We start from the raw sequence: 13,391 nt of genomic DNA, 5'->3' as shown, positions 1-13,391 counted from the left end.
TTGAATATCACATATAACAAAATCCCGCTTTATAAAAAGCAGGATTTGGTCATGGTAACTATAAAGGAAAATAAAGCTAATTTCAGCTTAATTTAAAAATCCATTAAAGCTAAAGAATTTTTAAGTAATTAAGTCTTAAACTGCGACAGGGGCTTTAATTCCGGGATGAGATTCATACCCGACAATTTCGATATCTTCAAAGTTGAAATCGAACAGGTCTTTGATCTTAGGATTTAGTTTTAATTGACAAAGGCCTAATGGCTCACGGCTGAGCTGTAACTGTGCTTGCTCGAAGTGGTTGCTGTATAAGTGAGTATCGCCACCAGTCCAGATAAAGTCACCCACTTCCAGATCACAGACTTGCGCGATCATATGCGTTAATAAAGCATAGCTGGCAATATTAAATGGCACACCTAAAAAAACATCGGCACTGCGCTGGTACAACTGGCAAGACAATTTGCCATTGTGTACAAAGAACTGGAACAGGGTATGGCAAGGGGGTAAGGCGACCTGACCTGCTTCATTCGGGTTCCAGCCAGATACAATCAGACGGCGCGAATTTGGATTGGTTTTAATTTCATTGATCAACCATTTGATCTGGTCAAAACCGTCCTGATTATAACTATTGTCTGCATTTTTGCTGGCACCAAAATTACGCCATTGGTGACCATATACTGGGCCTAATTCGCCTTCAGGACGGCCAAAACGCGCAGTTTGTTCTGCGGTCGCCCATTCATCCCAAATCGAGACTTTATTGTCTTTTAAATACTGAACATTGGTATCGCCTTTCAGGAACCACAACAGTTCAATCACGATAGAACGGAAATGAACTTTTTTAGTGGTGAGTAAAGGAAAACCTTGGGAAAGATCAAAGCGCATCTGATGACCAAATACCGAACGTGTACCTGTACCGGTACGGTCGCCTTTATCGCCGCCGTTGTCGAGGATATGTTGTAAAAGGTCAAGATATTGGCGCATAGTTCTCTCTATTTGAATCTGTTGAAAATTGCCGTTTTAACAGCAGAACGGATTATTTTATAATCAATTTTCTGTCGAAAGGGACAATTTAAATTGCGCACATCATAGCATTTTTTGATGAGCTTTCATCGCCCAAATTGAGAATAAAAAAGACCTCCTGATGGAGGTCTTTTGATTGCAGCTTAAACGGTTTTATGGCCAGTATGAACTGTATGAATCAGATCAGACAGATCATATCCCAAGGATTCTGCATAACTTAAATATTCACGTTGAGTCGCTGCGTCCAGACTGGTATTGCGATGCAATAGCCATAAATATTCTTTATTCGGTTCGCCTACAAGCGCGGTCTGATAATCTGGATCAATTTTTAATACCCAGTAATCGCCCTTGGTAAAGGGAATCCAACGCAGGCCTTCAGGTAAAAAGCTGACTTCGAGCTTGGCATGTTCTGCATCGACAATGGTCGCTTCAGCAATGGCTTCATCCACCTTGCCATTTTCATTCAAGCTCTATACCGCAGAAATATCGGTGCTGTCTTCAGGTTGGCGCTTCATCGGCAAGTGTGCAAAGTCATACCAGGTACTTAAATATTGTTCTAAATTAAAATTTGAAACGGTACTTAAAGTCTGACTCATTTTTCTTCTCTGTTTAGTTCAATAGTTAAAGTTTAGTTCAAGGTTTAAAAATGCCGCATCAGTGTAATACAGGCGGTAAAGCTCAAAATGATGTAATCATGTGGTGAAATGTTATCTGAAAATGGCCGAGCTACAGATTAAATCCACACGTTTGAGTAGAAAAAGATAAGGACTCATTTTGCGTATTTCAGGCTGAAAAAGCTTTGCAAGGCATTGGAATTGGCTTTGCTTTACATTTTTTTTGCAAAGATGATGGGTTTTGTAACTGTATGAGAAAGAACGGCTTAATTTGAATGCCGGAAAAATAGACAAATTTATTTACATTTTTAATGTGAAAGATAACATTTAAACGACTAGTATTCTCGGCTTGTTAACAATATGAAAGCCTAAATTACAGGCGAGGAGCGGTTGGTAAGGCATGATCTATGATCATCAAGTAAACATGAGCGAAGTATATGCTCCTGTCCAAGCGAATATCATGGTGCGTTCCCAATCGGAGCAAAGACCTAAAAAGTCATCCCAAAAAGCCACTGTCCGTAACGCTTCAGGCGTAAGCAATGGCCATCGTATCAATATCGAGAAATTTACCAGTTATCTGCAAGGCATTACCCGAAATACCAGTACACAGAAATGTGCGCGCAGTATTCGTGTCGGTCTGCAATCTTCTGGTGCGAAAATTGTGAATCATCCGGTCGCAGCAGCAGATTGGGGAAGTACCCTGATGCAGCTGGGTTATAAGAAAATTAATGCTTCTTTTGATCGGCCGAAAAAAGGCGATATCTATATTATTGACCGTACTCAGGGACATAAATATGGACATATCGCGGCTTATTCAGGTAGTGCCTGGGTATCGGATTTTAAACAGCGAGATCATGCGGTTTATCGCAATAAAAACGTGACTTATAGTTACTATCGTCTGGAAACTTACTTCTAAGAAAACACTGCGAAGTGATCAGTCCTCAAAACGCTTCGCACGGCTTTCATAGATTGAAACGATAAATAATCCAATCGCGGCAAAGCCAAGACATTGCAGACCCAAGGCAAATTTGCCCCATTGCTGGTGCTGTTCTGGTAAATAGCCAAACAGGGTAATTAAGGCAATGATGGGGATGACCCGGCTCAAGGCGCTAAAGCCATTTGCATAGGGATTGGATTTTGAGATTTTCAGGCGGAAATGGTGTAGTAAATGCACGACAATTCCAATCGCTAAACTCACCCCCACAAATACCGGATCTAACTGGGCCACAGTCGATGCTGTATAAATCAAAATACAGGTCGCGATGATGGCGATGAGTTTGATTTGACGGCTACAGCGTTCCGAATACCAGAACTCAAGCATGGGGTGAACCTGCATCTGATTTGTTCTGATTGAGCAGGGACAGTGGAGAAAACAGACAAATTGCCAGTGCCATAAAGGCAATGCCTTGTGCACCCGGAATCAGGATTTCGCCCTGTTGCATATTCATAAAAACTAAAGCAATCAATAAGGCAATTGGAATCCAGGTCAGTAATCTATACAGCAAACCGGTCGGATTTTTGCTGGCAAAGTGGATTTTGCAGTAACGACAGATCAGAAAAATGATGCCGGTACCGACAAACATCAAAATAGAATCTAAGGGCAGCGGTTCCATCCAGTACAAGCCTGCAGCTGTCGCTGCAATCACAATAAAGATCAACAGTTTTTTGAGAACAGACACCTGCGGATTAAACCAGAACTCAAGCATAATGATGAAAGAATAGAAGAGATAATCGGCACTTTAGCATATTTTGAGTATAAAAAAGCGAGGCCTCTGCCTCGCTAAATTACGCGATTTTCTCAGCTATTTTTTTGTGGACCCCAGTCATATATTTTCTTCTGATAGGCATACCACATCATCCACAAGCCAATCAGGATCATTGGTAGGCTCAGGAATTGTCCTTTGCTCATCCAGCCAATAAACAGTTGGCCATTGTCCGGCTCACGGAAGAATTCAACCACAAAACGTGCCAAGCCATAACCGATCAGGAACAGCGCAGAAACTGCCATACGTGGACGTGGCTTGGAGCTGAACCACCACAGTATAATAAACAGGATCAGGCCTTCACATAGTGCCTGATAGAGTTGAGATGGATGACGAACCAGTTGCAGCGGATCGGTCGGAAAGATCATGCCCCAGGCAAAGTTTGGGTCGGTGACCTGACGGCCATACAGTTCGCCACCAATAAAGTTACCAATTCGGCCAAACATCAAGCCTGTCGGTACGCAAGGTGCGATAAAATCCAGAGTCTGGAACCAGGTCATCTTATATTTCTTGCACCACCACAACATGGCCAGAATGACCCCGAGGAAACCGCCGTGGAAACTCATGCCACCGGTCCAGATCTGGAACAGCCATAAAGGATCGGCGAGGAACTGGGAAAAACCGTAGAAGAAGACATAACCGACACGGCCACCGATGATCACACCGAGAGCACCGAAGAAAATCAGATCAGACACCATATCCGGTGTCCAGCCACGTTGTTTGGCGCGAAACGTCGCCAATCCCCAGGCAAATAAAAATGCCAGTAAGTACATCAATCCATACCAGTGGACTTGTAAGGGCCCGAGCGAAATCGCGACGGGATCAATATTGGGATAGGTGAGCATTCCTGTTCCTTGTGATTCTGTTTTGCACAGATTTTAGCTTAAAGCAAAGAAAAATGTTGTACATTCAATGTGTAAAGATCGAGAGCGTAAATTATGTGTATTGTGGCATTGGCTTGGCAGGTTCTGGATCAGAGCCCATTATGTCTGATTTCAAATCGGGATGAGTTCTATCAGCGTCCTACGCAGGAGCTGCATGAATGGGAGAATAGTCCGATAATTGCCGGGCAGGATCTACAGTCGGGCGGTACCTGGATGGGGATTACGGCTTCCGGTCGCTGGGCAGTAATTACCAATTTTCGTGATGGACAGGACAAAGAGCATTATCCGACTTCACGTGGACATATCATCCAGAACTTTTTAGATTCTGACTTAACACCGATCCGATTTGCCCAAGATCTGGAACAACGCCAGTGTGACTATGCCGGCTTTAATCTTTTTATGGGGGATCAGGATCAGGCGGTGTATATGAGCAATCGCGGTGAAGCACCACAAGTACTGGCGCATGGCGTCTATGTGGTTTCGAATGGCCTGATGAGCGAAGACTGGTACAAGACCCGCCATTTACGTAAACGCTTTACCCAGGAATTTTTACCGATGCTGCAATACCAGGAGATCGCAGAAGCAGATTTGTGTCATGCAGTCTGGGATATTCTGGAAGATGAACGCAAGGTGATTCCGGAGCTGCTGCCAGACACAGGTATCTCCGTGGAAATGGAACAGCTGCTGTCTTCGACTTTTATCCAGAGTCCGGCCTATGGCACCCGCTGCTCAAATTTTTTGAGAATGCAGCAGGGACAATGGCACTGGATCGAGAAGTCACAACAAGGTACAACCGCAGGTCAAACTATTGAGAAAATAATTAGCCTAAAATAATCACCGGATATAAAAAATGCCGACAGATGTCGGCATTTTTGAATAACAGCTTTTTATACGGTCGCTTGTTCCAAAGCTTCACCCGCAATGGCACCGCCATCTTTACGGGTAATGACCACAGTCGCAGAGCGAGGTACTTTGCCTAAACGGCTATAACGCTCGCTTTGGTTGGCTGGCCATGCACCCCCTGGATGCTGAACGTTGACAAAGATCGCTTTGTAGTCCGGGGTAATAGTCACGCCGGTAATTTCACAACCCGATGGACCAGTCAAAAAGCGACGAACACGATCATTACTGAGTTTGGCACCAACAAAGGTTTCCTGTCCTTCTGCCTTGGTACTGGCGGCAATCACTTTAGCACCATCACCCACAGTACCCGGAAGTGCTGCCAGCATCATACAGTTGGTTTCATCGGTGTACTGACCATCATCGGTCTGAATCCACAGAATCCCGCGCGGATCGAACCACATGCCGTCCGGGCTGGAGAAGTCATTTAAATCATCCAGACCTGACAGGTTGATGTTAGAAGCAGCACGTGCTTCTGCACCGAACAGGAAAATATCCCAAGCAAAACTTGTCGCTGTCACTGTATTTTTAGCTTCACTGAAACGAATGATATGACCATTCATATTGCCTGAATTGCTGGCGCTTGAACCTTTAAAGTCGATGTAGCTACGTGGGTTGGCAGCATCAGTTTCATATGCACGACCACGGTTGCTGTTGTTGGTTAAGGTTACATACACTTCGCCATTTTCAGGATTCACGGCAACCCATTCTGGACGGTCCATTTTGGTCGCACCTACATGGTCAGCAGCAAGACGGGCATTGATGACGATGTCATCTTGGCCTGCAAACGGATAGATTTCATTGGCAGCAGTTAAACCATTTTTGCCATGAGTCAGTTCTAGCCATTCACCTGTACCGTCATCATTGAATTTAGCGACATATAATGTCCCTTTATCCATGTATTTATCACCAGCGGTATAACCACCATTAATGTCTTTTGGATCCCAGACTGCTTCAGAAACAAATTTATAGATATATTCGCCGGTCGCGTCATCACCCATATAGAAAGCTAATGGCTGACCCGGAATAGGGTTACTACATCGGCAGTCCTCGTGTGCAAAACGACCCAGTGCAGTACGTTTAACTGGACGTGTAGTCGCGCTAAATGGATCAATCTCTACAATGAAGCCACACGTATTCATGACATTACGATAATCTGCTAAAGCATTTGTGCCTTTAACTGAAATATCCCAACGATCATAAAGTCCTTTATCACCGGTTAATTCAGCAACAGGGGTATTCCAGCGGTATTGAGATGAACGGGCATCAGTACCACCACGACCATAACGTGATAATGAAATTTCTTCTTTTGCAATAGCGCGGGTGTCATTGGCTTGACGAGCGAAATAACCACTCCAGTTTTCTTCAGCCGTTAAGTAAGTTCCCCATGGCGTATAACCATTACCACAATTGGCAAAGGTACCGCGAGTTAACGTCCCATCTGGTGAGAAAATAGTTTTGACTAAGTCAGAACCACGCGCTGGCCCATTAATTTCCATCTCGGTTGCTGCAGTGATACGACGGTTAAAATTAGAATTTAAGTTGATTTTAACGTCTTGTGTATTTGCATCTTTGCTGATCTCAATAACAGAAACACCATGCGCATTCACTTCACGGAGTACCTGATCTTCTGGACGTACACCATCGATGGTAATTGTACCTTCTGGTGTATGGAGCTGAGATTGTTGTAGATATTCGTGGTTTAAAACAAGTAAACCTTGTGTTGATTCTTTGGCAGCATAATTTTTGTTGGTTGGATGCATACCGAAGAAGCTCATACCATCATGGTTATCGCCTGAACGGAACTGGTAAGAAGCACCAGAAGCTAAGGTTGCATCGGTCTTTTCTGGATACGCAGGGTTGATTGGATCGCCTACTGCATACAATACTTTAAGCTCATAACCTTCGGGAACACTAAAGAAGTTTTGGGTATTCTTGCGAACCGGCTCAAAGGCTAATTTATTCGGACGTGCTTTTAGATCACTCCATGCATGTTGATCTGGGCTAGTGGTGTCTGGTGGTGTAGTTGGATTACCGTCAGGAGTACCAGAATCATTATCATCATCTGAACAGCCACTTACTGTTGCTGCAAATGCTAATGCCATTGCCCCACTTGTAGTTTTCGCAATAAAGCTGCGGCGGCTAGTATATTGATCCAGAATCGTTTGGAAGTGCGTGTTATTTGAGTTGTTACTGTCTTCAACCAGATCCTGGCAAGGTATCATGTCTTCATTTTTCATTTTAAAGTCCCAATTAAAAAATAAGTGCTTGGTGGTGTAGAAGTTTTCAATACCTTAAGCTTGGGATATGACAGTAATCTTAAGAAAATATTTCATTAAAGTTAAATAAATCAGTATTTTATTAAAATTTAAGAAACAAAAAGACAGCCAGAGCTGCCTGAGTAAGTCGATATTTTTGTTGTTTTGGATAGTTATTGTTATTCAGTCTTTAACCGACGTTTTTCAATCAGTTTCCCTGCCAGTAAACCCAGTTCAAACAGCAGCCACATCGGGACAGCCAGCATGATCATCGACAGGGCATCCGGAGGTGTGACGAACATTGCCACAAAGAAGCAACCCACAATAATAAAGCGCCGTTTCTCGATCAGAGTCTGTGTCGAAACTGCACCAATCAAGATCAGAACCAGGGTAATAATGGGAATCTCAAAAGTAAAACCAAAGACCAGAAACAGCTTTAAACAGAAGCTAAGATAACTGTTGATGTCGGTCATCGGGGCTACAGTTTCAGGCGAAACACTGATAAAAAAATGCAGAATCGAGGGCAATGCCACAAAGTAGGCAAAGCTGATGCCGGTATAAAAAAGTACGATACTGCCGATCAGAAGCGGCAAGGCCAGGCTCTTTTCCTTGGCATACAGCGCAGGCTTAATAAAGGTCCAGAGCTGATACAGGATGAACGGCATCGCGATCATCAGCGCGACAAAGAAGTTCAGTTTAAAAGGTGCCATGAAGGTTGCAGTGACATCTGTGGCAATCATGGTTGAGCTGGCAGGTAGCTGTGCCCGTAAGGGTTCAGACAACCACTGGTAAGTCTGATTGGCAAAGGGCAATAAGCAGAAAAACAGGCCAATCAGGACAGCAACCACTTTAAACAGATGCTTTCTTAAGATGATCAAATGCTGGGTAATCGGCATCTGTTCGAGGTTCAGTGCTGCAGCATCATTGGAGGCTGGTGTGGTCGGCAAGGATGTCATACGGCCACCTTCATTTCTGTATAGCGTTGTTCGGAAATCACGGTTTGAATTGCTGTAGGCTTGGGTAAATACACGGGTGATACAGGCTGTATCACCGGCTGATAGCTGAGCAAGGGCTGAACAGCTTGCGATTTTATTTTTACTTCATCGGTTGCCATCGGTTGCTGCAAATCTGTCATTTGTGCCTGCATCTTGGCTTCCAGTTCCTGAATCCGTTGCATTTCAGCCTGCATCTGTTCACGTAGCTCGGACAGGCGCAATTCACGATCAAGATCATTCTGAACATTACTCACCATACGCTTGATCTTACCGTACCATGTTCCGACAAAACGGACTGCTTCCGGAAGCTTATCTGGCCCAAGAACTAAAAGCGCAATAATCCCGAAAATCAGCAGCTCGGTCATTCCAATATTGAGCATAGCGAACTCTTAACTTTTAACCGAATGTTCAGGCGTTTTGACCTGGGCATCAATGGTGCGTGGCTCTGCAAGCTTGGCCTGTTCAGCCTCTTCATCCTTTACTGATTTTTTAAAGTCTTTAATCGCGCCGCCGACGTCTTTACCCAAATTTTTAAGTTTCGATGTACCAAACAATAAAATCACCACAATTGCGAAAATCAGCACATGCCAAATTGATAATCCTGCCATTATTTTATCCTCTATATTTCATGCACCTATCTCAGCAGGCTTGTATGACAGCGCGGTGACGCTTTGATGACAGTTTGCCGACACGGCAGCAGGGGAATGAATCACTCATATAAAAAAATTCATAATTCAATGAAAAGTAGGCTGTGCTAGCATACAGCCTGATATGGAAATCTCAGCAGCATTGTCATGGCCTTGATTCTTCCCCTCCTGTCTTTTCTGATTGGTTATTGGGGTGTGCAATATTTAAAACCGATTCGACCTCTCTTGGCGTCTTTATTGGCCCGAGTACTGATTCCTGTACTGATTATCTACAACATGGTGTTTTATCAAGAGGGCAGTTTGTGGCTGATTGCCTTTAGTTTTTTCTGTTCCTGTCTGTTTTTTGCCCTATTTTATTTCACCTTGAAAAATAAACTGCGTGCCTTATGCCTGAGTTATTTAAATGGGGCATGGCTGGGGATTCCTTTTGCACTGGCAGTTTTTGGCCCGCAAGCGACCAGTACCGTGGTGGCGCTGTACATCGGTGGTTCCTTGTTTGGCAATGTCTGTGCGGTGATGGCAGTCAGTGAAGCCAGCCAAGATAGTGGCTATATTTTAAAAAATGTCCTGCTCTCACCGCCAGTGGTGGCATTGTCAGTAGCAGCACTATTATCATTTTGGGATTTGAGTCACTGGCAGCAAGTCGCTTGGGTGGAGATGCTGTATCAAGCCAATAAAGTGCTGGTCACTTTTAGTGGCATGTGTGTGCTGGGGATGTGGCTAAGTAATGTGCGGATCAGCCGCTTCGATTTAATGTGTAGTCTGCAACTGATTTTTTATAGAGGACTGTTTGCGGTTTTGCTGTGTGTTGTCGCCTATTATTATTTACCTATTCCGCAGCAGACGCTGACTTATGCTGTAATGGTGATGTTCTTTTTATTGCCTCCTGCAGCCAATATTGTAGCGCTGGAAACCCATTATCAGGGAACGGGCCATTCCGCCAAATATATTGCTTCGGGAACTTTGGCCAGTGCGATCTTGATTGCTCTATATGGGGTAATCATGCATGCGTTGATGCCAGGATTATAAAAACATAAAAAGGTCCTCTTGCCCTTAGGGCGAGAGTTAGAGAGGATGTAAAAGCTTTAGAAGAATGATTTTCCCTCTCCTTAAAGGAGATGAGAAACGCTGTTTCGCAAGGGGAGAGGTGTATTTTAAAAATCTCTCACCCCAGCCCTCTCCCAAAGGGAGAGGGCTGGGGTGAGAGGAGGAACTTACTTCTCCAAACTCTTCTTAAACAGCTGCATCGCCTGTCCACGATGACTGATTTTATTCTTTTCTTCCTTGCTCATTTCTGCACTGGAAATTCCGAGTTCCGGTAACCAGAACAACGGGTCATAGCCAAAACCATTTTCACCACGCACAGCTTCCAGAATTTTCCCGTGCCAGATACCCTGAAAGACTTGTGGTAAGGGATCTTCGGCATGTTGGACCAGTGCCAGTACACAAACAAACATACCCTCGATCGCTTCACCTTCTTGGCGTAAGGGTTTGAGATTGGCCAGCAGTTTTTCATTATTGGCGGCATCATTGCCATGTTCACCGGCATAACGTGCTGAGTAGATCCCAGGAGCGCCGCCAAGAACTGGCACACAAATGCCTGAGTCATCGGCAATCGCCGGTTTACCTGAGATTTTAGCCGCGTGGCGTGCCTTGATAATGGCATTTTCAACAAAGCTTAAGCCATCTTCGATGGCATCTTCGATATTCAGTTGACCTTGAGGAATCACATCTACCGGCAGTTGCAGTTCCGCAAACATTTTCTCAAACTCGGCAATTTTACCTTTGTTATTACTTGCCAATACCAGTGTGCCTTGGGATAACCAATCTGTAGAAGCCATGTGTCACTCATTCTCTAAATATCAATCGTGCTATTTTAACTGCCATTGCGGGTTTGTAGGCAATAAAAAAGCACCCGAAGGTGCTATTTATACCATTCAGCTTATTGTGCCTGAATCCATCTGTCGGCACGGTCACGCGCCTGACGGATCTGCTCTTGGGTCAGGTTGGCCGCTAAGGCAGTTTTTCTGCCTTCCGATAGCGTAATTACCTTATTGTCGAGCATGCCATCACGGGTAGACAGTTCATACCACTGGTACGCGCCCATGTAGTTTTTCTTTTTCTCTTCCATCATTGCCAGGTTAAAGCTGGCACGGTTATCGCCACGGCTGGCCGCTTTTTCAAAATACTGACGCGCCAGCGCTTCATCTTTTCTGGTGCCAATACCATCTGCCAGCATACGGCCGACATTCAGCTGGGCAACTGCCAGACCTTGATCCGCAGCAGCTTTATACCAGGCAAAGGCCTGTCGTTCATCTTTTTGAATGTCTTTACCATACTGGTATTTGGTGGCCAGATAAAACTGTGCGCCGGCCTGACCAGCTTTCGCTGCTTTGGTCAGACTGTTGATATCCATGATGGAATACTGAGCCGCTTGACTGGCAACAGATGGACTCGGTGCAACATAATCTGCATGGGCTTGCATGCCAAAAAGTCCCGCCAGTAGCGTCGTACTTAATAATAATTTTTTCATAGCGCGCTCACTCGATAAATTGCGACTTCACCAAATAGATTCGGGAGATGCTTGCTGAGCAAACTATCTTCTTGATTCCCGTTCACAGCGAGTCGATTAATAATTTTGATGTTATTTTCCGCACAAAGTGCTTCAAAATCACGAAATGTACATAAGTGGATATTCGGGGTGTTATACCACATATACGGCAAGGCTTCAGAAACCGGCATTCTCCCTTTGATTGCCAAGAAAGACCGGGTCTTCCAGTGCGCAAAGTTCGGAAAGGTAATAATGGCCTGTTTCCCCACACGCACCATATCACGTAATAATACGTCAGGCGCATCTACAGCTTGCAAAGCTTGTGCCATGACCACATTGTCAAAAGACTGGTCAGCAAAGCGGCTTAAGCCGAGGTTTAAGTCTTGCTGGATGATATTTAACCCGCGACTGACTGCAATTGCAATCTTTTCCTGATCAATTTCTAATCCGTATGCACGAATATCGTGCTTTTTGCTCATTTGTGCCAGCAGTTCACCGTCGCCACAACCAAGGTCGAGTACGCTAGAACCGGGCTTGATCCACTTTTCAGCGAGTTGTTGATCGATACGCATTATACGGCCTCCTTTGGTGTTGCTTTCAGGTGTTCTTCACCACCCAGGAATGCACGCAAAGATTTTACATAGAGCGGAATCGGGAACAGGAAAGAGTCATGACCCTGTTCGGCATCAATATCCAGATAGCTCACAGGTTTATGGTTGCTAATTAGCGCATCCACGATTTCCTGCGAGCGGGCAGGAGTAAAACGCCAGTCAGTCGTGAATGACACCACCAAGAATTTGCACTGGGTATTGGCCATGGCTTTTTTGAGCGACTGTTCATATTCACGCGACGGATCAAAGTAATCCAGTGCCTTGGTCATGATCAGATAGGTATTGGCATCGAAGTTACGGCTGAATTGCTCACCTTGATAACGCAAATAGCTTTCGACCTGAAATTCAACGTCAAAGCCATACATAAATTTACCTGATTTCAAATCGCGGCCAAACTTCTGCTTCATGGCTTCTTCGGACAGGTAGGTAATATGGCCGACCATACGTGCCAGAATCAGGCCACGTTTTGGATAGCTGTCATTTTCCAGATAACGACCATTATGGAAATCCGGATCTGACAAAATCGACTGACGTGCCACTTCGTTAAAGGCAATATTCTGTGCAGAAAGTTTCGGAGCGCTGGCAATGATCACGCATTTTCTTAAACGGTTTGGATAATCCACTGACCATTGCAATGCCTGCATGCCACCCAGTGAACCACCAATGATGGCATCCCAGGTATCAATCCCTAAACGATCAGAAAGCAAGGCTTGGGTTTTGACCCAATCGCGGACCGTAACCAAGGGGAAATCAGGACCATAAGGACGGTTGTCATTTTCAGGGTTTGGCGAGATCGGGCCGGTAGAACCGCTACAGCCACCAATATTATTCAGTGAAACCACAAAGAATTTTGACGTATCAATGGCTTTACCGGGACCAATACATGAATCCCACCAGCCGGCTTTTTTATCATCTTCATGATGATAGCCAGCAGCGTGGTGATGACCGGAAAGGGCATGACAAATCAGAATGGCATTGGACTTATCGGCATTGAGTTCGCCATAAGTTTCAACCATCAGTTCAAAACGTGGGAGGATGCGACCGCATTCAAGCTCTAACGGCTCTTCAAATTGGAACTTTTGTGGGACAACAATGCCCACTGAGTCAGCTGGAAAAGACACGGGGAGGATTCGCCTTAAATCTTTAGTATG

Annotated in this window: 17 protein-coding genes; 3 read left to right on the top strand and 14 right to left on the bottom strand. The window is 44.7% G+C overall.

The annotated features are described in order from the left end of the window. Positions 1–135: 135 nt before the first annotated feature. The 3 genes from thyA to FTV08_RS16385 form a co-directional block, all read right to left on the bottom strand. Positions 136–978, bottom strand: a complete 843-nt coding sequence (thyA, locus tag FTV08_RS08765) for a thymidylate synthase (RefSeq protein WP_180087117.1) — start codon at positions 976–978, stop codon at positions 136–138. Positions 979–1,160: 182 nt separating this feature from the next. Then, a complete protein-coding gene (locus FTV08_RS08760; protein WP_218947196.1) occupies positions 1,161–1,484 on the bottom strand; it encodes a lipocalin family protein in 324 nt (107 codons plus the stop codon). Positions 1,485–1,487: 3 nt separating this feature from the next. After that, a complete protein-coding gene (locus FTV08_RS16385; protein WP_257221172.1) occupies positions 1,488–1,613 on the bottom strand; it encodes a hypothetical protein in 126 nt (41 codons plus the stop codon). Positions 1,614–2,031: 418 nt separating this feature from the next. On the opposite strand from FTV08_RS16385, the gene FTV08_RS08755 reads away from it, so the two are divergent. Beyond that, complete coding sequence (locus FTV08_RS08755) at positions 2,032–2,547, top strand: hypothetical protein (protein WP_005107935.1); 516 nt, start codon at positions 2,032–2,034, stop codon at positions 2,545–2,547. A gap of 18 nt (positions 2,548–2,565) precedes the next feature. Here FTV08_RS08755 and FTV08_RS08750 read toward each other — a convergent pair whose 3' ends face one another. The 3 genes from FTV08_RS08750 to lgt form a co-directional block, all read right to left on the bottom strand. After that, the gene (locus FTV08_RS08750) at positions 2,566–2,952 is read right to left on the bottom strand and encodes a hypothetical protein (protein WP_005107934.1); all 387 of its coding nucleotides are present in this window, start codon (positions 2,950–2,952) and stop codon (positions 2,566–2,568) included. After that, on the bottom strand, positions 2,945–3,337 hold the full coding sequence (locus tag FTV08_RS08745; RefSeq protein WP_005107933.1) for a hypothetical protein: 393 nt from the start codon (positions 3,335–3,337) through the stop codon (positions 2,945–2,947). Before FTV08_RS08745 ends, FTV08_RS08750 begins: the two co-directional genes overlap by 8 nt. Before the next feature lie 92 nt (positions 3,338–3,429). After that, complete coding sequence (lgt, locus tag FTV08_RS08740; RefSeq protein WP_005250665.1) at positions 3,430–4,239, bottom strand: prolipoprotein diacylglyceryl transferase; 810 nt, start codon at positions 4,237–4,239, stop codon at positions 3,430–3,432. Positions 4,240–4,332: 93 nt separating this feature from the next. On the opposite strand from lgt, the gene FTV08_RS08735 reads away from it, so the two are divergent. Beyond that, positions 4,333–5,112: an NRDE family protein gene (locus FTV08_RS08735; protein ID WP_180087116.1), complete on the top strand. Its 780-nt coding sequence runs from the start codon at positions 4,333–4,335 to the stop codon at positions 5,110–5,112. A 53-nt stretch (positions 5,113–5,165) separates the two neighbouring features. On the opposite strand, the gene FTV08_RS08730 is transcribed toward FTV08_RS08735, so the two are convergent. From FTV08_RS08730 to tatA, 4 genes are all read right to left on the bottom strand, one after another. Further along, positions 5,166–7,418, bottom strand: coding sequence for a PhoX family phosphatase (locus FTV08_RS08730; protein WP_180087115.1), 2,253 nt, complete (start codon positions 7,416–7,418; stop codon positions 5,166–5,168). A 197-nt stretch (positions 7,419–7,615) separates the two neighbouring features. After that, complete coding sequence (gene tatC / locus FTV08_RS08725) at positions 7,616–8,392, bottom strand: twin-arginine translocase subunit TatC (protein ID WP_004729521.1); 777 nt, start codon at positions 8,390–8,392, stop codon at positions 7,616–7,618. Then, positions 8,389–8,811 carry a Sec-independent protein translocase protein TatB gene (gene tatB, locus FTV08_RS08720; protein WP_004729522.1) on the bottom strand — a complete coding sequence of 141 codons (423 nt, stop codon included), beginning with the start codon at positions 8,809–8,811 and terminating at the stop codon, positions 8,389–8,391. The genes tatC and tatB overlap by 4 nt, the downstream gene beginning before the upstream one ends. Before the next feature lie 9 nt (positions 8,812–8,820). Continuing rightward, on the bottom strand, positions 8,821–9,039 hold the full coding sequence (tatA, locus tag FTV08_RS08715) for a Sec-independent protein translocase subunit TatA (RefSeq protein ID WP_004729524.1): 219 nt from the start codon (positions 9,037–9,039) through the stop codon (positions 8,821–8,823). A 186-nt stretch (positions 9,040–9,225) separates the two neighbouring features. Between tatA and FTV08_RS08710 the strand changes: the two genes are divergently transcribed. Further along, positions 9,226–10,107 carry a hypothetical protein gene (locus tag FTV08_RS08710; RefSeq protein WP_004729526.1) on the top strand — a complete coding sequence of 294 codons (882 nt, stop codon included), beginning with the start codon at positions 9,226–9,228 and terminating at the stop codon, positions 10,105–10,107. A gap of 185 nt (positions 10,108–10,292) precedes the next feature. Here FTV08_RS08710 and rdgB read toward each other — a convergent pair whose 3' ends face one another. The 4 genes from rdgB to FTV08_RS08690 form a co-directional block, all read right to left on the bottom strand. After that, entirely contained in the window at positions 10,293–10,919 is a 627-nt protein-coding gene (gene rdgB, locus FTV08_RS08705; RefSeq protein WP_180087114.1) for an RdgB/HAM1 family non-canonical purine NTP pyrophosphatase, read from the bottom strand. A 101-nt stretch (positions 10,920–11,020) separates the two neighbouring features. Next, positions 11,021–11,611, bottom strand: coding sequence for a tetratricopeptide repeat protein (locus tag FTV08_RS08700; protein ID WP_004647420.1), 591 nt, complete (start codon positions 11,609–11,611; stop codon positions 11,021–11,023). Further along, entirely contained in the window at positions 11,608–12,201 is a 594-nt protein-coding gene (metW, locus tag FTV08_RS08695) for a methionine biosynthesis protein MetW (protein WP_004278415.1), read from the bottom strand. The genes FTV08_RS08700 and metW overlap by 4 nt, the downstream gene beginning before the upstream one ends. Continuing rightward, on the bottom strand, positions 12,201–13,361 hold the full coding sequence (locus FTV08_RS08690; protein WP_180087113.1) for a homoserine O-acetyltransferase: 1,161 nt from the start codon (positions 13,359–13,361) through the stop codon (positions 12,201–12,203). Before FTV08_RS08690 ends, metW begins: the two co-directional genes overlap by 1 nt. Positions 13,362–13,391: the final 30 nt, after the last annotated feature.

This window comes from Acinetobacter sp. YH12226 (assembly GCF_013417805.1).
Taxonomy (GTDB): domain Bacteria; phylum Pseudomonadota; class Gammaproteobacteria; order Pseudomonadales; family Moraxellaceae; genus Acinetobacter.
The sequence above is the reverse complement of the archived record's forward strand: the minus strand, read 5'-3'. Positions and strand labels throughout refer to the sequence as shown.

Coding starts and splice junctions, on each gene's coding strand:
- thyA (WP_180087117.1), bottom strand. CDS start 978: ATGCGCCAATATCTTGACCTTTTACAACATATCCTCGACAACGGCGGC.
- FTV08_RS16385 (WP_257221172.1), bottom strand. CDS start 1,613: ATGAGTCAGACTTTAAGTACCGTTTCAAATTTTAATTTAGAACAATAT.
- FTV08_RS08755 (WP_005107935.1), top strand. CDS start 2,032: ATGATCTATGATCATCAAGTAAACATGAGCGAAGTATATGCTCCTGTC.
- FTV08_RS08750 (WP_005107934.1), bottom strand. CDS start 2,952: ATGCTTGAGTTCTGGTATTCGGAACGCTGTAGCCGTCAAATCAAACTC.
- FTV08_RS08745 (WP_005107933.1), bottom strand. CDS start 3,337: ATGCTTGAGTTCTGGTTTAATCCGCAGGTGTCTGTTCTCAAAAAACTG.
- lgt (WP_005250665.1), bottom strand. CDS start 4,239: ATGCTCACCTATCCCAATATTGATCCCGTCGCGATTTCGCTCGGGCCC.
- FTV08_RS08735 (WP_180087116.1), top strand. CDS start 4,333: ATGTGTATTGTGGCATTGGCTTGGCAGGTTCTGGATCAGAGCCCATTA.
- FTV08_RS08730 (WP_180087115.1), bottom strand. CDS start 7,418: ATGAAAAATGAAGACATGATACCTTGCCAGGATCTGGTTGAAGACAGT.
- tatC (WP_004729521.1), bottom strand. CDS start 8,392: ATGACATCCTTGCCGACCACACCAGCCTCCAATGATGCTGCAGCACTG.
- tatB (WP_004729522.1), bottom strand. CDS start 8,811: ATGCTCAATATTGGAATGACCGAGCTGCTGATTTTCGGGATTATTGCG.
- tatA (WP_004729524.1), bottom strand. CDS start 9,039: ATGGCAGGATTATCAATTTGGCATGTGCTGATTTTCGCAATTGTGGTG.
- FTV08_RS08710 (WP_004729526.1), top strand. CDS start 9,226: ATGGCCTTGATTCTTCCCCTCCTGTCTTTTCTGATTGGTTATTGGGGT.
- rdgB (WP_180087114.1), bottom strand. CDS start 10,919: ATGGCTTCTACAGATTGGTTATCCCAAGGCACACTGGTATTGGCAAGT.
- FTV08_RS08700 (WP_004647420.1), bottom strand. CDS start 11,611: ATGAAAAAATTATTATTAAGTACGACGCTACTGGCGGGACTTTTTGGC.
- metW (WP_004278415.1), bottom strand. CDS start 12,201: ATGCGTATCGATCAACAACTCGCTGAAAAGTGGATCAAGCCCGGTTCT.